At 73.6% G+C, this 20668-nt stretch carries 16 protein-coding genes; 2 read left to right on the top strand and 14 right to left on the bottom strand.

The features are described from left to right. Positions 1–8: 8 nt before the first annotated feature. The 11 genes from ITJ55_RS04045 to ITJ55_RS04095 form a co-directional block, all read right to left on the bottom strand. On the bottom strand, positions 9–3698 hold the full coding sequence (locus tag ITJ55_RS04045; RefSeq protein ID WP_194594182.1) for a chromosome segregation SMC family protein: 3690 nt from the start codon (positions 3696–3698) through the stop codon (positions 9–11). Between the two features lie 105 nt (positions 3699–3803). Continuing rightward, positions 3804–4829 (bottom strand): DNA-formamidopyrimidine glycosylase family protein, encoded by a 1026-nt coding sequence (locus tag ITJ55_RS04050; RefSeq protein WP_194594183.1) that lies wholly within the window; start codon positions 4827–4829, stop codon positions 3804–3806. Positions 4830–4831: 2 nt separating this feature from the next. Beyond that, positions 4832–5584 carry a ribonuclease III gene (gene rnc / locus ITJ55_RS04055; RefSeq protein WP_194594184.1) on the bottom strand — a complete coding sequence of 251 codons (753 nt, stop codon included), beginning with the start codon at positions 5582–5584 and terminating at the stop codon, positions 4832–4834. A gap of 37 nt (positions 5585–5621) precedes the next feature. After that, positions 5622–5825 carry a 50S ribosomal protein L32 gene (gene rpmF, locus ITJ55_RS04060; protein ID WP_043593937.1) on the bottom strand — a complete coding sequence of 68 codons (204 nt, stop codon included), beginning with the start codon at positions 5823–5825 and terminating at the stop codon, positions 5622–5624. Positions 5826–5896: 71 nt separating this feature from the next. Beyond that, on the bottom strand, positions 5897–6484 hold the full coding sequence (locus tag ITJ55_RS04065) for a DUF177 domain-containing protein (RefSeq protein ID WP_370544006.1): 588 nt from the start codon (positions 6482–6484) through the stop codon (positions 5897–5899). An 11-nt stretch (positions 6485–6495) separates the two neighbouring features. Further along, positions 6496–8793 carry a transglutaminaseTgpA domain-containing protein gene (locus tag ITJ55_RS04070; RefSeq protein WP_228497562.1) on the bottom strand — a complete coding sequence of 766 codons (2298 nt, stop codon included), beginning with the start codon at positions 8791–8793 and terminating at the stop codon, positions 6496–6498. After that, on the bottom strand, positions 8786–10069 hold the full coding sequence (locus ITJ55_RS04075; RefSeq protein ID WP_194594186.1) for a DUF58 domain-containing protein: 1284 nt from the start codon (positions 10067–10069) through the stop codon (positions 8786–8788). The genes ITJ55_RS04070 and ITJ55_RS04075 overlap by 8 nt, the downstream gene beginning before the upstream one ends. A 47-nt stretch (positions 10070–10116) precedes the next feature. Continuing rightward, positions 10117–11145 carry a MoxR family ATPase gene (locus tag ITJ55_RS04080; protein WP_194594187.1) on the bottom strand — a complete coding sequence of 343 codons (1029 nt, stop codon included), beginning with the start codon at positions 11143–11145 and terminating at the stop codon, positions 10117–10119. Between the two features lie 29 nt (positions 11146–11174). Beyond that, the gene (gene coaD, locus ITJ55_RS04085) at positions 11175–11657 is read right to left on the bottom strand and encodes a pantetheine-phosphate adenylyltransferase (RefSeq protein ID WP_056257317.1); all 483 of its coding nucleotides are present in this window, start codon (positions 11655–11657) and stop codon (positions 11175–11177) included. Positions 11658–11739: 82 nt separating this feature from the next. Then, on the bottom strand, positions 11740–13950 hold the full coding sequence (locus ITJ55_RS04090; RefSeq protein WP_194594188.1) for an ATP-dependent DNA helicase RecG: 2211 nt from the start codon (positions 13948–13950) through the stop codon (positions 11740–11742). A 105-nt stretch (positions 13951–14055) separates the two neighbouring features. Then, complete coding sequence (locus ITJ55_RS04095; protein WP_194594189.1) at positions 14056–15762, bottom strand: acyl-CoA dehydrogenase family protein; 1707 nt, start codon at positions 15760–15762, stop codon at positions 14056–14058. 217 nt (positions 15763–15979) lie between these two features. Between ITJ55_RS04095 and ITJ55_RS04100 the strand changes: the two genes are divergently transcribed. Next, positions 15980–16555 (top strand): RsmD family RNA methyltransferase, encoded by a 576-nt coding sequence (locus ITJ55_RS04100; RefSeq protein WP_194594190.1) that lies wholly within the window; start codon positions 15980–15982, stop codon positions 16553–16555. Positions 16556–16586: 31 nt separating this feature from the next. Here the strand turns inward: ITJ55_RS04100 and thiL are convergent, their stop codons facing one another. Next, positions 16587–17633, bottom strand: coding sequence for a thiamine-phosphate kinase (thiL, locus tag ITJ55_RS04105; protein ID WP_194594191.1), 1047 nt, complete (start codon positions 17631–17633; stop codon positions 16587–16589). A gap of 24 nt (positions 17634–17657) precedes the next feature. On the opposite strand from thiL, the gene ITJ55_RS04110 reads away from it, so the two are divergent. Continuing rightward, positions 17658–18221 carry a DUF3515 family protein gene (locus ITJ55_RS04110; protein WP_194594192.1) on the top strand — a complete coding sequence of 188 codons (564 nt, stop codon included), beginning with the start codon at positions 17658–17660 and terminating at the stop codon, positions 18219–18221. A gap of 135 nt (positions 18222–18356) precedes the next feature. On the opposite strand, the gene ITJ55_RS04115 is transcribed toward ITJ55_RS04110, so the two are convergent. Then, positions 18357–19526, bottom strand: a complete 1170-nt coding sequence (locus ITJ55_RS04115; RefSeq protein WP_194594193.1) for a D-alanine--D-alanine ligase family protein — start codon at positions 19524–19526, stop codon at positions 18357–18359. A gap of 91 nt (positions 19527–19617) precedes the next feature. Next, entirely contained in the window at positions 19618–20631 is a 1014-nt protein-coding gene (locus ITJ55_RS04120; protein WP_056258374.1) for an NAD(P)H-dependent glycerol-3-phosphate dehydrogenase, read from the bottom strand. Positions 20632–20668: the final 37 nt, after the last annotated feature.

A 20668-nucleotide genomic window follows, 5' to 3' on the forward strand; every position in this document is an offset into this window, starting at 1 on the left:
GGCGCCGGTCAGGCCGGGGCGGGGGCCGCGGTGGCGCTCTCGGAGACGACGCGCTGGCCGACGACGGCGCTGACGCCGTCCTGGCGCATCGAGACGCCGTAGAGGGCGTCGGCGATCTCCATGGTGCGCTTCTGGTGCGTGATGACGATGAGTTGGCTGGACTCGCGGAGGTCCTGGAAGATCGTCAGCAGGCGACCGAGGTTCGCGTCGTCGAGCGCCGCCTCGACCTCGTCCATGATGTAGAACGGGCTCGGCCGGGCCTTGAAGATCGCGATGAGCAGCGCGACGGCGGCCAGCGACCGTTCGCCGCCCGACAGCAGCGAGAGCCGCTCGATCTTCTTGCCGGCCGGCCTCACGGTCACCTCGATGCCGGTCGCGAGCAGGTCGTCGGGGTCGGTCAGGTGCAACGAGCCGCTGCCCCCGGGGAAGAGCACCGGGAACACCCGGTCGAACGCGGCCTGCGTGTCGGCGAAGGCACTGGCGAAGATGGTCTGCATCTTGTCGTCGATCTCGTCGATGATCGTCAGCAGGTCCTTCCGGGTGCCCGTCAGGTCGGTGAGCTGCTCGGTCAAGAACAGGTGTCGCTGTTCGAGCGCCGCGAACTCCTCGAGGGCGAGCGGGTTGACCCGGCCGAGCTGCGCGAGCTTCTTCTCGGCCACCACCAGCCGCCGCTGCTGGGCCGACCGGTCGAAGGGCACGCCCCGAGGAGGCGCGGCGCCGGACCCGGCGGGGGTCGCGTCGTCGAGGTCGTCCGCCGCCTCGCCCGCACGGTCGACGGACCCACCCGCCGCGTCCGCGTCCGCGTCGCCCGCGGCCTCGACGTCGACCAGGTCGACCTCGTCGTCGACGGACGGACGGGCCACGACGTCGTCGTCGCCGGGGACGAGCACGTGCGGGCCGTACTCGGCCACGAGGACGTCCTCGTCGAGGCCGAGTTCGGAGCCGGCGCGCTCGAGCAGTCCGGACAGGTGCAGCTTCTTCTCGTAGATCTCCATCTCGAGGCCGTGCACGCTCTCGGTCACCGTGCCGAGCCGGTCGCGCAGCTCACGCTCGGCCCGCCGCAGCGCCTGCAGCTCGGCGTTCTGCTCGGCCCGGGCCGCCTCGGCCTCGGTCAGCACGGCGCGGGCCTCGGCCACCGACCGCGCGACCGCGTCGAGGGTCGGCGGCAGAGCCTCGAGCACCGCCGAGGTGGCGGCCGTCTGGCGCTGCCGCACGACCGTCCGGCGGGCCTGCAGCTCGGCGGCGGCCCGTTGCTCGTCGAGCTGGCGCTGCAGGGTCTCGGCCCGGGCGATCTCGGCCCGGACGCGTTCGCGCACGGTCTCGAGGGCGATGCGGCGCTCGGTCTCGACGGCGCGCGCCGCCTCGACCTCGGCCAGCAGGCCGTCTCGCGTCGAGGCGTCGAGCAGCGGGCGCGGCCGGGCGGCGTGCTCGTCGTGGGCGGCCGCGGCGGCGTCGACGGCCCGGCTCGCGGCGTCCACGGCCTCGGACGACGCGTCGAGTGCGATCGAGAGACGCTCGACCTCGGCCTCGGCAGCCTCGACCCGGGCACGGAGACGACCGAGCTGCTGCCCGTGGGCGGTGACCCGCGCCTCCTCGTCGCGGGCGGCCGCCGCGGCCTCCTTCGCCCGGGCACGGGTGGTGGCCAGCCGCTCTCGGACCTCGGCGAGTTCGGGGGCGAGCCGCTCGATCTCGGTGGCGACCCCGGTCAACCGGTCGGCGGCCGCGTCGCGCTCGGCGACGAGCTCGAGACGCGAGCGTCCGGCGCCCGACCCGCCGCGCAGCACGTAGTCGGTCAGCACCTCGCCGGCCCGCGTGATGACGGTGACCGGCACGGGGTGGCCCGCGAGTGCCTGCCAGGCCGAGCGGGCGACCGCGAGGTCGTCGGCCACGACCGTGGCGGCCAGCAGGCCGAGCACCCCGGGAGGCGCGGTGACGACGGCCGTGGCGGCGACGGCTCCGGTCGGGAGGTCCACGTCGAGCGTCGACAGGGGCCGCACGGGCTCGGCCACGACGACCTCGACCCGGCCGAGCTCGGCCTCGGTGGCGTGCGCGACGGCGTCGGCCGCGGCCTCGAGGTCGTCGGCCAGCACCGAGTCGACCACGCTGCCGAGCGCCGCGGCGACCGCGGCCTCGTAGCCCGGACGCACCTGGACGTGCTCGGCCACCAGGCCCCGGATGCCGGGTCGGCCCGCGGCGACGAGCGCGGCCGTGGCGTCGTTCTGGTCGAGGGCGAGCGAGAGCGCACTGCGGCGGGCCGCGAGGGCGTCGCGCTCGCGTTCGGCGACGTGGAGGCGGTCGCGCAGCTCGTCGACGCTCGCCGAGAGAGCCGTCACTCGGGTCTCGGCCTCGGCCTGGACGGCGGCGTGGTCGACCCCGTCGCCGTCGACGCGCGGCGACCGCCCCTCGAGCTCGGCGTACTCGGCGCGCCCGGCGTCACGACGCGCCTCGGCCGCCTCGAGCGCGGCACGTTGCCGCAGCTGCTCTCCGCGCACGGCCGCGAGCCCCGAGCGCGCGGTCTCGAGCGCCCCGCGCAGTCGCGTCGCGTCGAGGTCGTGCTGCGAGACGAGCACGGCCTGCGCCTGGATCTCGACGTCGAGCGCGTCGAGCGACGCACGGGCCGTCGCCAGCTCGGCCCCGGCCGCGCCGACGGCCGACTCTGCGTGCGCGACGTCGCCGCGCAGGCGTTCGGCCTCGTCGCGCGCGTCGGCGACCATGCCCGAGCTGACGGTCGTCGCCACGGCGGGCTGGTCCGCCTGCTGGGCGAGCAGCTGCAGTCGCTGCTGCGCGAGGCTCGACAGGCTGCGGAGGCGTTCGTGGACCGACTCGAGCCCGAAGGCGACCCGGCGGGCGTCGTCGACGGCGTCGCCGACCATCGCCTGCTCGAGCCGGTGCTCGCGCTGCTTGTTCTGGTCGAGCTGCTCTTGCAGGACGATGCGTTCGCTCTTGCGCTCGGACTCGGTGCTCGAGAAGGCCGTCAGCGACTCGCGCAGGCCGACGACCTCGTCGGCCACCAGGCGGGCCCGCGCGTCACGGACCACCGCGGCGATGGTCTGCGCCTCACGGGCGATCTCGGCCTGACGGCCCAGGGGCTTGAGCTGGCGACGGATCTCGCCCGCGAGGTCGCTCAGGCGGGTGAGGTTGGTCTGCATCGCGTCGAGCTTGCGGAGCGTCTTCTCTTTGCGGCGCCGGTGCTTCAGGATGCCCGCGGCCTCCTCGACGAACCCTCGGCGGTCTTCGGGGGTGGCGTGCAGCACCGCGTCGAGCTGGCCCTGCCCCACGATGACGTGCATCTCGCGGCCGAGGCCGGAGTCGCTGAGCAGCTCTTGCACGTCGAGCAGGCGGCAGCCCTCACCGTTGATGGCGTACTCGCTGCCCCCGTTGCGGAAGAGCGTTCGGCTGATGGTCACCTCGGTGTAGTCGATCGGCAGGGCGCCGTCGGAGTTGTCGATCGTCAGCACGACCTGCGCCCGGCCGAGGGGGCCACGCGTCGAGGTGCCGGCGAAGATGACGTCCTCCATCTTGCCGCCGCGCAGGTTCTTCGCCCCCTGCTCGCCCATCACCCACGCGAGGGCGTCCACCACGTTGCTCTTGCCCGAGCCGTTGGGACCCACCACGCACGTGACGCCCGGCTCGAACGCGAACGTGGTCGCCGAGGCGAACGACTTGAAGCCCTTGAGCGTGAGGCTCTTCAGGTACATGCGCCGCGCCTCCTCGGGGATCGTGTCGGGTGGTGACCCGCGCTCAAGGATACGGGCGGGGGGCCCGTCGACCGGGGAGGCGGGCGGCACCGAGGACGCCCGGGCTCAGCGCGTGCGGACCTTCTGGCAGCGGGGGCAGAAGTGGCTCGAGCGGTTCATGAAGGCCTCGCGCACGATCGGGGTGCCACAGCGCGGACACGGTCGCCCCTGCTGCCCGTAGGCGGCCAGGCTGTGGCTGAAGTAGCCCGACTGGCCGTTCACGTTGACGTACTGCGCGTCGAAGCTCGTGCCCCCCTCGCCCAGGGCCTTGAACAGGACGACCCGCACCTCGGCCAGCAGCACGCGGGCCCGCGCCCTCGAGAACGACTCGGTCGGCTGCTCAGGGTGGACGCGCGCGGCCCAGAGGCTCTCGTCCGCGTAGATGTTGCCGACCCCGCTGAACAGGCCCTGGTCGAGCAGGGCGCGCTTGACGCCGGTGCGACGGGCCAACAGCCGGGTGACGACGCGTGGCTCGTCGAAGGCCGGGTCGAGCGGGTCGCGGGCGATGTGCGAGACCTGCTGCGGGACGCGGCGCACCCAGGCGGCCGGGTCGTCGTCGGTGCCGGCGAGGTCGGGTGCCGGCGAGGCGGGCCGTCCGGCCTCGTCGTCGGCCACGGCCTCGGCCTCGGCCTCGGAACCCAGGAGGCGCGGGCCGGCGAACCCCGCCGCTCGCCCGTCGAGGGTGGGCACCGTCTCGTCGAGGGCCATCGAGCCGAAGATGCGCTGGTCGACGAAGGCGAGCCGGACCGGCCCGAGCGAGGGGCTCTCGACGTCGAGGCGGATGCGCATGAGGCGGTCGGGCTCGGCGTCACGGCTGCGCAACAGCACCTGCCCGCTCATGCCCAGGTGCGCCACGAGCGCCAGCGGCTGCTCGTGCGGCTCGGCCGGTTCGAACGGGAACCAGAGGAACTTGCCCCGGCGGACGGCCGAGTCGATCGTGCCACCGACGAGCCGGTCGACGAAGTCGTCGCTCGGGCCGCGGTGCCGCTTGAGCGAGCGCTGGTCGAGGACGTCGACAGCCGTCACCACGGCACCGGCCACGACGGGGTGCAACCCCGCGCGGACGACCTCGACCTCGGGCAGCTCGGGCACGGTCAGTCGGACGACGCGGCGGCGCGACGCGCGGCCGCGACCCCGGCGGCCGAGGCGTTCAGGGTCGTCCAGGCCTCGAGGGCCGCGGCCATCTCGGCCTGCTTCTTGCTGCTGCCCGAGCCCTCGGCGACACCCTGTTCGTCACCCAGGGCGACGACGGCGTGGAACCGCTTGTCGTGGTCGGGGCCGCTGTCGGTCACCGAGTACGATGGCATGCCGCGCCCGAGGGCGGCGGCGAGCTCTTGCAGGCTGGTCTTCGGGTCCATCGCGGCGCCGAAGCGGTCGGGGTCGACGAGCAGCGGTGCGACGAGCCGGAGCACCAGCGCGGTCGCGGCCTCGCCCCCGGCCTCGAGGTAGGTCGCACCGATGATCGCCTCGACGGTGTCGGCGAGGATCGAGTGCTTGTCGCGCCCGCCCGTCAGCTCTTCGCCGCGGCCCAGCCGCAGGTACGGGCCGAGCCCGACGATGCGGGCGACCTCGGCCAACGCCACGGTGCTCACGAGACTCGCCCGACGCTTGGCGAGGTCACCCTCGTCGAGGTCGGGGTTCTCGGTGAAGAGCATGACCGTGACGGCCTGCCCGAGGATCGAGTCGCCGAGGAACTCGAGGCGTTCGTTGTTGCCGACGCCGCCGTGCTCGTACGAGTACGACCGGTGGGTGAGCGCCTGGTCGATCAGGTCGTCGCTCAACTCGATCTGCAGCCGGGACAAGAGAACAGCCCGGTCGGCACCAGGGCTCGACTCGGGCTGACTCATGCGCTCACCGCGAGGGCGGACGGGTTCACGTCGGTGATCAGACGTCGGCTACCTTGCGGCCCTTGTACTCCATGTACAGGGCGGTGCCGGCGCTGTCTTCGACGACCTTGGCACGGTGCGGGAGGCTGTAGGTGACCTTGCCGTTCTCGATCGTCTTGACGAGCTGGACCGGCGTGGCCTTCCACTGCGAACGACGAGCGTGCGTGTTGGAGCGTGACTGCTTGCGCTTCGGGACGGCCATGGGTTTCTCTTCTCTCTGTCGGCACCCTCACGGGTGCCTGGGTCTGACGATGGTGGGTGACGCGGTGGTGTTCAGTGCTGCTCGTCGGCCGGGCGCTGGTCGTCGTGACCGGTGCCCTGTGACGTGCCGTCGGCGGGTGCCGATTCAGCCTGGAACCCTGCCAGGGCCGACCAGCGGGGGTCGGCGATCTCGCGGGGTTGGTAGTCGGGGATGTCGTCCACACGCTCGCCCGTTTCGGGGTCGAGGCCCGGACAATCCGGCCGACAGACCGGCTGGAAGGGCAGTGACAGAACCACTGCGTCTCTGACCACGGGTTCAAGATCCACGTGATCGTCTTGAACCTGATAGTCAAAAGCTTCGTCGACATCGTACGCGAAAAGCTCGGCGAAATCGACTTCGACCGGCTCGGAGATGTCGCGCAGGCACCGGCTGCACTCGCCGACGGCCGTGCCCGACACGTGGGCGGAGACCAGGATGCCGTCGTGCAGCCCCTCGAGCTTGACGTCGATCGCGACCTCGGCGCCCTTCGGCACCGAGATCTGACCCTCGCCGAGCCGCTCGGGGACGACGACGTCGAGTTCGTGCTCGCGCATCTCGCCCGGACGGTGCACGAGGTCGAACACCGGCACGGTGTAGGGGGTCTTGGTGAAATGAGGCACGAGGAGTGAGTTTACGCCGTCGAACCGGACGTCGCCTCCGTGCCACCGACGAGCGACCGCGGCGCGATCGTCGCCGCGACGCGCTGCCCGACGGACGAGGAGGCGCGGAGCCCGTCGATCACGCGACGCGCGTCCGCCTGCACCCGGCCGGCCGCGGGCTGAGCACCGAAGCGCTCGGCCTGCAGGGCGTCGAGCAGCGCGGACGTCGCGACCCGCGCCTCCTGGACCCTCGACGCCCGGACGGACGTCGACGCCCGGGCGGCACCGTCACTCCCCAGACGCCCGAGCAGGAGGTCGGCGACGGCCGGCGGGGTGAGACCCGACGTCACGGGCACGCCGAGGTCGCGGGCCGTGTCGACGACCTCGTGCCAGGCGTGCAAGGCGAGGTCGGGCGGGTCGGCGGACAGACGGCGACGCCGACGCCCGGCACGCAGGCCGGAGGGCACGACGAGGCCGGCGAGCAGCAGGGCGGCGAGCACCGACAGCGCGATCGACGGGACCGGCCCGACTCCGGAACCCGAGCCGGCGGCCCCCGACGTCGGGGTGGCGCTCGCCCCCGGGGTCGCCGTCGTCGGAGCCGTCGACGCCGAGGGCCCGGTGCTGGCGTCGGGAGCGGTGCTGGCGTCGTCCGAGGGGACGTCGCTGGGTTCGACGCCGGTCTGCTGCAGGTACTGCTGTGGGGCACCGAGCCCGACGGTCGGCTCGAACGGCACCCAGCCGAGGCCGGCGAAGTACAGCTCGGGCCAGGTGTGGAGGTCGTCGCTGCTGACCTGGAACGCCGCGTCGTCTCCGACGCCCTGCAGGTTGCCCGGCAAGAACCCGACGGCCACGCGCGACGGGATGCCGAGCGTGCGGGCCATGACCGCCATGGCCGAGGCGAAGTGCACGCAGTAGCCGCTCTTCACCTGCAAGAAGGTCTCGATCGCGTCGAGGCCGCTGCCGTCGTAGCCGCGGTCGACGGGCGTGTCTTCGGAGTACGTGAAGTCGCCGTCACGGAAGTAGTCCTGCAGGTCGACGGCGGCGTCGAACGGGTTGGCGGCACCGGTGGTGACCTCGGCCGCGAGGTCGGTGACGCTCTGCGGGACCTCGTCGACCGAGAGGTAGGCCGACATGTCGGGCCCCGCGTCGTCGAGCGAGGCGACGACCTGTTCGGGGCTCGGGTCGACGGGGCGACTCGTCACCTCGTACTCGAGCCCCTGCGTGCCCTCGGAGTCGCTGCGCACCGTGACGCCGCTCTCGTCGACGAACCGCCACCCGTCGTCGAGGCCCTCGATGCTCGTGGGCGGCACGGGCACCGGCAGGTAGGGGCTTCGGAGCGCGCCGACGGTCACGTCGGTGGTGACGTCCCGTCGCGCGGTGCCGGGGTCGATGCCGGGAGCGTCGGGCAGGGCGTCGAGGGTGTTCAGGGGGTCGAGCTGCACGTCGGCCGGGCTCCAGGTGCGGCCCGAGAAGTCGACGAGGTCGACGAGCTTGAGGTACTGGCCCTGCGCGTCGTCGGTGCGGTACGAGAGGACCGTCACCGGCGCCCCCCGGCGGAGGTCGTCGCCCAGGTCGATGATGGGGTTCACCCCCGTGGCGAGGCCCGTGCCGGTGCCCGACCCGGTCAGCGGCGCCACGCCCGACAGCGGGACGACGGCCGTCAGCAGGCCCGCGACGGCCACCGACGCCGCGGCCCCGACCAGGCCCGCCCGCGAGGGCCGACGCCCGGTCGACACCATGAGCAGCACCAGGTAGGCCAGCACCGTCGCCACGACCCAGGGCCAGCTCGTGGCGACGTTCGGCACGAAGGTCGGCACGGCCAGCACGAGCGCCGGGAAGAGCCCGGTCATCACCGTCAGCTGCCCGACGCTCGACAGCAGGTCGGTGACGACGGCGACGACGAGCACCGAGACGGCGACCGTGACGAGCAGCCCGTCGTTGACCTCGACCGGTGCCGACCCGTCGACGATCGCGGCGTTCGCCTGCGCCGAGAGCTCGGGGAGGCGCGCGAAGGTCGCTCCCGTCGGCACGACGCCCAGCAGGGCCGTGCCCCCCGAGGCGAAGGCCGTCGTGACGAGGGCCCCGGCGACTGCCCCGACGACGACCCCCACCCACGGTGCCGTGCCCAGGGAGCGGAGGATCAGTGACGCGCCGAGCGCGACGCCGGCGACGACGGCGCCGGCCACCCACCAGCCGACCCCGACGAACACCGGGTGCAGGCTGGCCAGCGCGAGGACGAGCACGAGCCACAGCAGCACCGAGGTCTGCCACCGGGCCGTGGCGCCCGGCGCCGCGCCAAAGAACCCCACGCGAGGCGACGGGTCAGTCATCGAGTACCCCCGCGCGGACGATCAGGCGTCCGACGTCGTCGCTCGAGTCGGCCTCGACGACCCGCCACCCGGCGTCCACGAGGGCTCCGGCCACCTCGTCCGGGGTCAGCACGGGAGCGACCGTCCGGTCGGCACCGTCGGCGGACCGGGCGGGGCGCGAGGTGAGTCCCGCACCGAGCGGAAGGGCAGGCGTCACGACGACGGCCACGGCCGACGACCCGACGGCCCGCGAGGCGACGAGCAGGTCGAGCTCGAGCCGCCTCAAACCCGACACGACGGCGACCACGGGCTCGCGGGGCGACGGAGCGGGCGCGGGGGCACCGAGCTCGTCGTCGAGGCGGAGGTCGGCGAGGTCGTCGAGGAACGCCGCGGTCGAGTCCGGGTCGTGCCGGGCGACGAGCGACCCGTCGGGCGTCGCGAGGACGGTGAGCGACCCCGCGTGGCCGACCTCGACCGCCACCGTCGCGGCGAACGACACCGCCCACTCGAAGGCGTCGCTGACGAGCGGGATCGTCGGTGCCGCGGCCTTCGACCGGAAGCCGCTCGAGGGCGGCACCGTCGGACGCGAGTCCGACCACCCCTCGGCCGCGACCGCGATCACCACCCGGGCGCTCGGCAGGCCGTGCTGCTCTTCTTGCCGCACCATCAGTTCGCCGTGGCGGGCCGTGGCCTTCCAGTGGACGCGCCGCATCGGGTCGCCCCGGCGGTACTCCCGGGTGACGGGGTCGTCCTCGCCACCGGCCAGGCTGTGCTCGCGCTGCCGCCTCGACCCGTCGCCGAGCGCCCGGGACTCGCGCCCGAGGCCGACCTCGACCACCTCGGGCACGACGACGAACTCGGCGGCGCCGTCGGCGACGACGCGTCGTCGGGCGACCCCGTACGACTCGACCAGGTCGACGTGCAGCGGTCCGATGCGGTGGCGCCCGCGCGGCAGCTCGTGGTGGCGGAAGACCGCCGAGGAGGCGCGCCCCGGCACGAGCAGGACGGCTGCGGCCTCGGAGTCGGTCAACCGCCCGAAGGGCAGCTGCTCGCGGACCCGCACCGCACCGGAGGTCCGGCTGCCGCGGGGCAGCACCGACACCGTCTCGACGGCGGACCAGCCGGCCACGCCGCGATCGGGCGAGAACCGACGGGCGACCCGGACGTCGGCCGTGCGGAACAGCAACGACACGGTGACGGCCACGATCAGCACGACGAGCGTCGTGCCGGCGAACACGAGCGCCGGGGCCTGCAGCAGCCACCCGACGAGCACGACGAGCACCCCGCCGGCGAGCACGCCGAGGCCTCGGCCGGTCGGCCTGGGGACCCCACCCCGCCTCACGGTCAGCGCGCGTCGGCCGGGTCGCCGAGCGGCACGGCGGTCCGTTCGACGACCTCGGCGACGAGGTCGTACGCGGCCGAGACGGCACCGGCACCCGCCCGACCGGCGAGGATCACGCGGTGCCCGAGGACGGGACCGCTGAGGGCGTCGACGTCGTCGGGGACGACGTAGCCACGGCCGTTCAGCGCGGCCCACGACTTGGCGGCCCGCATCAGCTGCAGCGTCGCCCGGGGGCTCGCCCCGAGACGGACGTCGGGGTGCACCCGGGTCGCCTGGACGATGCGGACGGCGTACTCCTCGACGGCCTGTGCCGTGTAGACGGTGCGCACGGCGGCGATCATGCGCGTGAGCTCGTCGAGGGAGACGAGCGGGCGCAGGACGTCGAGCGGGCTGACGCGCTCGCGCTGCTGCAGCATGCGCAATTCGCTGCGGGCGTCCGGGTAGCCGAGCGAGATGCGGGCCATGAAGCGGTCGCGCTGCGCTTCGGGCAGGTTGTAGGTGCCCTCCATCTCGACCGGGTTCTGCGTCGCCACGACGAGGAACGGCGACGGCAGCGGGTGGGTGATGCCGTCGACGGTGACCTGGCGCTCTTCGAGGCTCTCGAGCAGGGCCGACTGCGTCTTGGGCGAGGCCCGGTTGATCTCGTCACCGATGACCACGTTCGCGAAGACGGGACCGGGCTTGAACTCGAACCCGCCGCTCTGCCGGTCGTAGACCGAGACGCCCGTGATGTCGCTCGGCAGCAGGTCGGGGGTGAACTGGATGCGCGTGACCGTCGCGTCGACCGCCTTGGCGAGGGCACGGGCGAGCTGGGTCTTGCCGACGCCGGGGACGTCCTCGATCAGGAGGTGCCCTTCGGCCAGCAGCACGGTCAGCGCCGTCGAGATGGCACCGTCCTTGCCGTCGATGACGGTGGCGACGGCCTCGAGGATGCCGCGAGCCCGCTGCTGGACCTCGTCGAGCGACAGCTCGGGCCCGGGCCCGGTGGCTCGGACGGCGGGGTCGACGGTCGGGTCGTTGGTCGTGGTCATCGCGTCGTCCTCGGTCGGGTGGGTCGGGGTCAGGTGGTGCTGAGGTACGCGGCGACGGCCTCGGGCACGTAGGGCGAGACGTCGCCGCCGAGCGACGCGACCTGGCGGACCAGCGAGCTCGAGACGTGCGCGTGGGCGGGGTCGGGCAGCAGGAACACGGTCTCGACGCCGGCCAGGCTGCGGTTCATGATCGCCATCGGGGTCTCGTACGCGACGTCGACCTGTGAGCGGATGCCCTTGACCAGCACGCTGGCGCCGACCTCGGTGCAGTAGTCGACGAGCAACCCGACGCTCCAGCTGTGCACCGTGACGGTGTCGGGCAGACCCGCGGCCCGGAGCGAGTCGCCGAGCAGCGAGACCCGCTGCGCGAGCGGCAACAGGGCGCTCTTCTCGGGATTGTGCACCACGAGGACGTGGACCTCGTCGAAGATGTTGGCGGCCCGGGCGATCACGTCGACGTGACCGAGGGTCACGGGGTCGAACGAACCCGGGACGACGGCGATCCTGCTCATCCGGTCACTGTATCCCGCCGACCCCGGACGGACACCCAGGCCGGACCCACCGTCGAGGACACGTCACGCATCGCCGGTCGGCTCAGTTCTTGCCCATGGCCTCGCGGCCCCGGTCGTCCAGTCGCCGGGCGATGGCCGCGGCCAGTGCGGGATGGTCGACCAGGCGGGGGTCGGCCTCGAGCACGTCGGCGGCGTGCTCGCGGGCGAGCCCGATGAGGTCGCCGTCGCGCGCGACCCGCAGCAGGCGCAACGATGACCGCCCGCCCGACTGCAGGTCGCCGAGCACGTCGCCCTCGCGGCGGAGCTCGAGGTCGACCTGCGCGAGCTCGAAGCCGTCGAGCGTCGCCGCGACCGCGTCGACGCGCTCGCGCGCCACGGTCTCGGCGGCCGCGTGGGTGACGAGCAGGCAGAGCCCCGGGTGCCCCCCTCGCCCGACGCGACCCCGCAGCTGGTGCAACTGCGAGACGCCGAAGCGGTCCGCGTCGAGCACGACCATGGTCGAGGCGTTCGGCACGTCGACCCCGACCTCGATGACGGTGGTGGCGACGAGCACGTCGATGTCACCGGCGGCGAAGCGGCGCATGACGTCGTCCTTCTCGTCGGACGACATGCGGCCGTGCAGCGGTTCGACGCGCAGGCCCTGGAGCACGGGGATCGTGGGCACCCGGGCCATGACCCCCTCGACGCTGGCCCGCTCGGGTGCCGGCGCCTCGGACGGACCGGCGTCGGACGCATCGTCGTCGGACGCGACGTCGCCGTCGGGCGGGTCGCCCGGTTCGGCCGTCACCGCGTCGATCGCGGGGCAGACCACGAACACCTGTCGCCCCTTCGCCACCTCTTCGGCGGAACGCTGCCAGATGCGACCGCCCCAGGTCGGGTGGTCGGCGAGCGGCACGACGAACGACTCGATGGGCTGGCGCCCCCTCGGCAGCTCGGCGATGGTCGAGACGTCGAGGTCGCCGAACACCGTCATCGCCACCGTCCGCGGGATCGGCGTGGCGGTGAGGACGAGCACGTGCGGCGGCGTCGCCCCCTTCTTGCGCAGCGCCTCGCGCTGGTCGACGCCGAAGCGGTGCTGTTCGTCGACCACGACCAGCCCGAGGTCGAAGAACTCGACGGTCTCGCTGATCAGCGCGTGGGTGCCGACGACGATGTGGGCCTGACCGCTGACGATCGACAGCAACGCCCTCTTGCGCTGCGCGACCGTCATCTGGCCGGTCAGCAGGGTCGGTCGCAGCCGGGCGGCCAGGTCGGGCCCGAGCGTCGCCGTGATGGACCGCAGGTGCTGCGCGGCGAGCACCTCGGTCGGGGCGAGCAGCGCCGACTGCCCCCCGCTCTCGGCGACGGCGAGCATGGCCCGCAGGGCGACGAGGGTCTTGCCCGAGCCGACCTCGCCCTGGACGAGGCGGTTCATCGGCACCTCGGCCTCGAGGTCGCGGGTGATCTCGTCGCCCACGAGCCGCTGGTCGCCCGTCCGCTCGAAGGGCAGGGCGGCGTCGAAGCCGGAGAGCAACCCGTCGGGAGCGGCCCGACGGGGCGTGGCCGCCGAGCGGCGCACGAGGGCCCGCTGCTGCAGCAGCGCGCTCTGCAGCACGAAGGCCTCGTCGAACCGCAGCGTGTCGCGGGCCGTGAGGTGGTCGCGATCGGTCTCGGGCCGGTGGATGCGCTCGTAGGCCTCGGACGTCGGCATCAGGTCGAGCTCGGCGCGCACCGACGCCGGCACCGCGTCGTCGATCGGCGGCAGGCCGTCGAGCAGCACCTCGAGCGACTTCTGCACCTGCCACGAGGCCACGGAGGCGCTGGCCGGGTAGATCGGGATCGGTTGCTTCGCCCACTTCTGGGCCTGCTGGTCGCCGACCCCGGCGACGGCCTCGTGCGAGGCGTCGAAGAGCTCGTAGTCGGGGTGGGCCAGCTGGCGCAGCCCCCGGTAGTCGCCGACCTTGCCCGCGAAGATGCCGCGGGCACCCGGCACGAGGTCTTTCGCCCGCCAGGCCTGGTTGAAGAAGGTGAGCGTGAGGATGCCCTGCCCGTCGCCGATGCGCACCTCGAGGATCGAGCCACGGCGGGCCCGCATGGTGCGCTCGCGCACGTCGAGCACCTGCGCGACGATCGTGACCGACTCGCCGAGCGGCAGCTGGTCGAGGGCCGTGAGCTCGCCGCGCCGGGCGTACCGCCGCGGGAAGTGCGTCAGCAGGTCGCCGACCGTGCGCAGGCCGAAGGCCTTCTGCAGCGCGGTGGCCGTGCGGCCGCCGAGGGCCCCGGCCAGCGACGCGTCGAGGGGTGAGTCGGGCACGGACACCACGCTAGTGCCCGCCCCCGACAGCGACCCGTCACGACGGCGCCCGTCCACGGCCGCGCCCGTCCCGACGCGACCCGGCCCTGACGTGGGCCGCGGGCGTCAGAGCGAGAAGGAGTACCCGCCGGAGGCGCGGGTCGCCCTCGCGAGGTCGGCCGTGTGCCGGTCGTCGTTCACCTCGAGGGCCCGCAACAGGCGCCCGACCCCGCGGGCGGACTGCTGGCAGAAGCCCACGGCCAGGTGACGCTCCGCCTCGGAGTCGGCCCGCGCCTCCTGGAGGGCCGTGGAGGCCCGCGAGAGCACGGCCGTCTGCGCGTAGATGCCGCTCGCCGCGTCGGCGAGGCGCTTCTGCACGAGCTGCCTCTCTTGCACCTTCTTGCCGTGCTTGCGCAGGGCGCCCTCGGTGCGTTCGCGCAGCCGCGACACCTGGTCGCCGAGCTCGGCGGCCTGCTTCGCGAGGGCGGGGTGGACCCCCACGGGACGCTCGGGTCGGAGGCGGCGTTGGACGCGGCCGGCGACGTACGGGGCGAGCACGCCGAGGGCCCGCCCGGGGTCCCCGATGCTCAGCGACGCCACGTCGGGCAGTTCTTCGCTCAGCGTCTTGAGGCCGTTCAGGGCGACGAACGCCCGCAGGACGTCGTTGGCGCCCTCGAAGATCGGGAAGATCCGGAAGTCGCGCAGCGCCTTCGACAGCGGGTGGTCCGCCATGTAGGCCTCACCGCCGTGCAGCTGCACGGCCCGGTTCAGCGCGTACCAGCCCGTGTCGCTCGCCGCGACCTTGGTCATGGCCGACTCGAGGGCGAAGTCGGTGTCGCCCCGGTCGACGAGACCCGTGGTCAGGTACGACATCGATTCGATGCCGTAGATCTGCCGGGTCATCCAGGCGAGCTTGTCGCCGACCATCTCGAAGTCGGCGAGCGGCCTGCCGAACTGCTGCCGCGCCTCCGTGTGCTCGAGGCTCAGCTCGAGGAACCGCTTCATGCCGCCGGCGATGGCCGTCCCCATCGACATGCGGCCGTTGTTGAGCGTGTTGACCGCGATGCGGAAGCCGTCGCCCGGCTCGCCGAGCAGGTTCTCGGCGGGCACCCGGACGTCGGTGAAGCGCACGCGCTGCAGGTGGTTGGCCTTGAGGCCGTGCGTCTCGAACCGCGGGCCGGTGCTCAGCCCCTCGGTGCCCTTCTCGACGATGAGCGCGACGTGGCCGAGGTCGCTCTGCGCGAAGACCGTCAGGACGTCCTTGTCGCCGTTGCCGATCCACCGCTTCTCGCCGTTCAGCACCCAGCTGCCGTCGGCCTGCCGTTCGGCCCGGGTCTCGAGGGCGTAGGCGTCGCTGCCCACGTTCGGCTCGGTCAGCACGAACGCGGCGAGTTTCCGACCGCTCGCCAGGTCGGGCAGCCAGCGCGCCTTCTGGTCGTCGGTGCCGTAGAGGTGCAGCGGCTTGGTGCCGATCGACTGGTGCACGCCCATGACGGTGGCCAGGGTGCCGTCGACCCGGCCGAACTCCTCGTACACGCGGCAGTAGGCGCTCTGGCCGAGCCCGAGACCGCCGTACTCCTCGGAGACGAACAGCCCCATCAGGCCGCGCTCGCCCAGCTCGCGGACCGTGTCGTCGCCGATCCACCCCTCGCGTTCGGCCTTCAGCGGGTCGTAGCCGGCGAGCACCTCGCGGGCGGACGCCGAGACCGTCTCGACCCGGGCCTTCTCGGCCGCGGTCATCCCCGGGTAGGGGAAGACGAGCTCGGAGGCGATGCGCCCCGCGAAGAGCGACTTGGTGAACGAGGGCCTGACGGTTCGATCGACGCTGGTCATGGCACCCGATGCTGTCGACGCCGGCGGGTGCGGACAAGTCGGTTGTGCAGGTCCGACGACCGGGCGGGGCGGGCGACGGCGATGCGTTGTCGGGATGCTCGAAGCGCGCGTCGACGGGGCCGCGCGTCGGGGCGGACCGAAGCCGGGCCGCGACCGCGCCGTCGCCGGCCCGGCCCTCCGCCCCGGCGGGCCACGGCGACCTGGCATGGTTGACCCCATGTCCCGCATCATCTCCGGCTTCGCCGACAACCTCTCGCTCGTCGTCCCCAAGGTCGGGACGCGCCCCACGAGCGACCGGGTGCGCGAGGCGCTCTTCTCGTCGCTCGACGCCCGTGACGAGATCCGCGGCCGGCGCGTGCTCGACCTCTACGCCGGCACCGGGGGCCTGGGGCTCGAGGCCGCGTCGCGCGGGGCCGTGTCGGTCGTGCTGGTCGAGAAGGCACCGGCCGCGGCCAAGGTGCTGCGCCGCAACGTCGAGTCGGTGCTGGCCCGGGCGCCCCGCCCGCCCCGGGGCACTCCCCCGCGCGTCGACGTCGTCGTCCAGCCGGTGCGGTCGTACCTCGAGGGCGGGGCCGCCCTCGTCGACCTCGTCTTCTTCGACCCCCCGTACGAGCTGTCGGCGGCCGACCTCACCGCCGACCTCGTCGCGCTGCTGCCCTCGCTCGACGAGCAGGCCCTCGTCGTCGTCGAGCGTGCGTCCCGCGACGGCGAGCCCGGCTGGCCGGACGGCCTCGGCCTCGACGTGAAGAAGCAGTACGGCGACACGACCGTCTGGTTCGCGCTGCGCGACTGAACCGACGGACGAGGAGGCGCGGGTCGCCTCGTCAGCCCTGCCCGCCAGACCACAGGCGGTACGGGTCCCACCCCCCGGCCTCCCCGAGGTCGGAACCGTCGAGGGTGACGCGGGGCGCGCCTCCTGCGGTGTCGCGGACCGTGCCGACGGCGCGGAAGCCGCCGGGCAACGGCACGCCGGGCGGGAACGTGGCGAAGAGGGAGTGGTCCTCGCCGCCCGAGAGGGAGAGGCGCACGTCGTCGCCGAGGGCGGCCGCCGTCAGGTCGACCACCACGTCGCCGGCCCGGGCGACGCGGCCCGCGTCGAGGGCGAGGCCGTCGGACAGGTCGAGCATCGCGGTCGCGCCCGCGATCGCCGCGGCGCGCCCGTCGGCGACGGGCGGCGTGGGGGCGAGGTGCCAGCCGACGTCGGCGTCGCGGGCGCGGAGTGCCGCGGCCGCGGAGGCGTCGGGCCGCCCTTCGTGGTCGACGCCCAGGCGGAAGAGCAGGTCGAGCCCCCGGGCGGACCGGCCGAGGGCCCCGGAGACCGCGACGACGTCGCCGGGCCGGGCGCCGTCCCGCCGCACCGGGGCGCGCCCCTCGAGGTCGCCGAAGGCCGTCACCGCGACCGTGAAGGTCGGTGAGACCGAGAGGTCGCCGCCGACCACGCCCGCCCCGGGGGCCATGACCGCGCAGCCCTCGCGCAACCCGTCGGCGAACGCCTCGAGCTCGGCCACGGGCGTGTCACCGGGCACCGCGAGGGCGACGACCAGGGCCGTCGGCCGCGCCCCCATCGCCGCCACGTCGGCCAGGTTCGAGGCGGCGGCCTTCCAGCCGAGGTCGTGCGGCGTCGACCAGGCGCGACGGAAGTCGGGGCCGTGCACCATCAGGTCGGTCGTCACGACGAACCGGGCGTCGGGGGCGGCCACGACGGCTGCGTCGTCGCCCGGGCCGAGCAGGGTGTGGTCGCCCCGCGGCAGACGCGGCAGGATGCGCGCGAGCGTGGCGAGCTCGCCGACGCCCTCGACGGTGTCGGCGGCGGTGACGGCGTCGGCGGTGCCGCCGTCGTCCGGGCGGGGGTCCGTGGAGCGTCGTTCCATGTGCTGAACGGTAGCCTGGATGCGATGTCGAACCCGTCCTCGCTCCTCGCCCCGCGCCTCCGTCCCCGCCTCCGCGTCGCGGCCCTCGCGCTCGTCGCGGCGGGTCTCGCGACGTTCCTCGTCGGCTGTGCCCGGGCCGTGCCGATGCAGCCCGCCGACGGGGCGAACGACCCCTCGTGCGCGCAGGTGACCGTCCACCTGCCCGAGGTCGTCGACGACGGGCAGGGCCGGCGCGAGACCGACGCCCAGGCCACGGGCGCCTGGGGCTCGCCGACGAGCGTGCTGTTGCACTGCGGCGTCGAGACGCCCGCGGTGTCCGACCTGCCCTGCTACGACATCCAGGGCGTCGACTGGCTGGTCGACCAAGACCCCGACGACGCCGAGACCTCGATCCTCACCACGTACGGCCGCGAGCCCGGCGTGCAGGTGATCGTCGACACCACGAAGGCCAACGGCGGCAACGTGCTGCGCGACCTGGCCGACGCGGTCGGCTACCTGCCGAACGACGGCAAGCAGTGCGTCGGGGCCGGCGACCTGCCCGGCTCGGCCGGCTCGGCCGACGAGCCCTCCGCCACGCCGACGCCGTAGCGCCCGCCGGGTGCCGACGCCCGCTCGCTCGCTCGCTGCGTGCCGCTCGCCGGAACCGTGCCACGACGTGCACACGCCGCCACGAGATCTCGTGGCGGCGTGTTCACGTCGTGGCGTGGTGACGGAGGGAGGCGGTCAGCGTTCGGTCTCGAGGCCGAGCGCGATGAGCTCGTCGATCAGCTCGGGGTAGCTGAGGCCACTCGCGAGCCAGCAGGCGGGGAACATCGAGATCGGGGTGAAGCCGGGCATGGTGTTGATCTCGTTGATCACCCAGCCGTCGTCGGTCAAGAAGAAGTCGACCCGCGCGAGGCCGGTGCCGTCGATGGCCTCGAAGGCGAGGGCGGCGAGTCGCTGCATCTCGGCCAGCTGGTCGCCGCGGAGGTCGGCCGGGCAGACGAGGTCGGCACCCGGTGCACCGAGGTACTTCGACTCGAAGTCGTAGAACGTGTCGCCCGCGAGGACGATCTCGCCTGCGACCGAGGTGCGCGGGGCGGTGCCGCCACGACCACCGAGCACGGCGCACTCGATCTCGCGACCGACGACGGCCGCCTCGACGAGCACCTTGTGGTCCTCGGCAAAGGCCTTCGCCATGGCCGCGGCCAGGTCGCCGGACGAGCCGACGCGCGACACCCCGACGCTCGAGCCGGCACGGGCCGGCTTGACGAACATCGGGTACCCCAGGGCCTCGAAGTCGGCGGCCACCCGCTCGGGGGCGGCATCCCAGTCGCGACGGCGGACGGTGCGCCACGGGGCGACGGACACCCCGGCCGCCTGCAGGACGGTCTTGGTGAAGTGCTTGTCCATCCCGAGCGACGACGCCAGGACGCCGGCCCCGACGTACGGGAGGCCGGTCAGTTCGAGGAGGCCCTGCACCGTGCCGTCCTCACCGAACGGGCCGTGCAGGATGGGGAAGACCACGTCGACCTCGCCCAGCAGGCGGGTCGAGCCGTCGGCCTCGGTGACCGTGAGCTCACGGGTGGTGGACGACTCGGGCCAGTGCACCCGCGTGCCGTTGTCGACGACGGTCGGCAAGGTCTCGGCGTCGAGTGCGAACCGCGAGGCGTCGTCGGGCTGCAGCGTGAAGGCGCCCTCGGCCGTGATGCCGACCGGCACCACCTCGAACCGCTCGCGGTCGATCGCCGAGAGGACTCCCCCGGCCGTCGCACAGCTGATCGAGTGCTCGCTCGACCGGCCGCCGAAGAGGACGACCACGACGGTCTTCGCCGTGCCGACCGACGACGGGTCGGTCACACCGGGGGCGGTCGCGCCGGGGTCGGTCGTCGGAGTCGGGTCGCTGGTCGCCATGGAGGGGCCTCTCTTCGGTGTCACGGCCCACGGGCCGACCCGCGGTGGCGGGCTCTGGTCGGCGCACGCCCCGGCGGCGACGACCTCGAGGTCACTCGCCCTGCGGCTCGTCCGTCTCGGTGAGGTGCGGGGCGATGTTGCGCGGGTCCAGCGTACCGGCGAGCACCTCGGCCACCTGCTGGACGATGGGCATGTCGACGCCCCGCGACCGGGCCAGTTCGAGGATGGGTGCCACCGACGCCAGCCCCTCGGCGGTCTGGTTCATCTGACGCACCACGTCACCGAAGGCGTATCCCTGACCGAGCAACCGGCCCGCCGTGTTGTTGCGCGACAGCGGCGACTCGCAGGTGGCGATGAGGTCGCCGAGCCCGGCGAGCCCGGCGAGCGTCTCGGCCTTGGCACCGAACGAGACCGCGAACGCGGTCATCTCGGCCAGGCCCCGCGTGATGATCGAGGCCTTCGTGTTCTCGCCGTAGCCGACCCCGTCGACGATGCCGATGGCGACGGCGATGAGGTTCTTCAGCACGCCGCCGAACTCGGTGCCGATCACGTCGGTGTTGACGAACGACCGGAAGTACGGGTTGGTGGCCGTCGCCGCGACCAGCGTCGCGGTCTCGAGGCTGTGGGACGACACCACGGCGGCCGTCGGCTGCCGCTTCGCGATCTCGAGGGCGAGGTTCGGACCGGACGCGACGGCGATCAGGTCGCGCTCGATGCCGAGCTCGGCCTCGATGACCTGACTCATGCGGAGCCCGGTCGCCTTCTCGACGCCCTTCATCAGGCTGACCACCGGCACGCCACCCGGCACGAGCCCCCGGATGGCCGTGAGGTTCTCGCGCAGCGTCTGACTCGGCACCGACAGGTAGACCTGCTCGGCACCGGCGAGGGCCTGCTCGACCGACGGGGTCGCGACGAGGGTCCGGGGCAGGTTGATGCCCGGCAGGTAGTCGGTGTTGCGCTTGCTCTCGGTGATCTCGCGGGCCACCTCGGGGCGGCGGGCCCACAGGGTGACGTCGGCGCCGCCCTCGGCGAGCACCTTGGCGAAGGTCGTGCCCCAGCTGCCCGACCCGAGCACGGCGACCCGACGCGGGATGGCCTCGCGCATGACGATCGAGATCGCCTCGGTCGTGACCGCCCCTTCG

The organism is Frigoribacterium sp. VKM Ac-1396, from assembly GCF_015350895.1.
Lineage (GTDB): Bacteria > Actinomycetota > Actinomycetes > Actinomycetales > Microbacteriaceae > Frigoribacterium.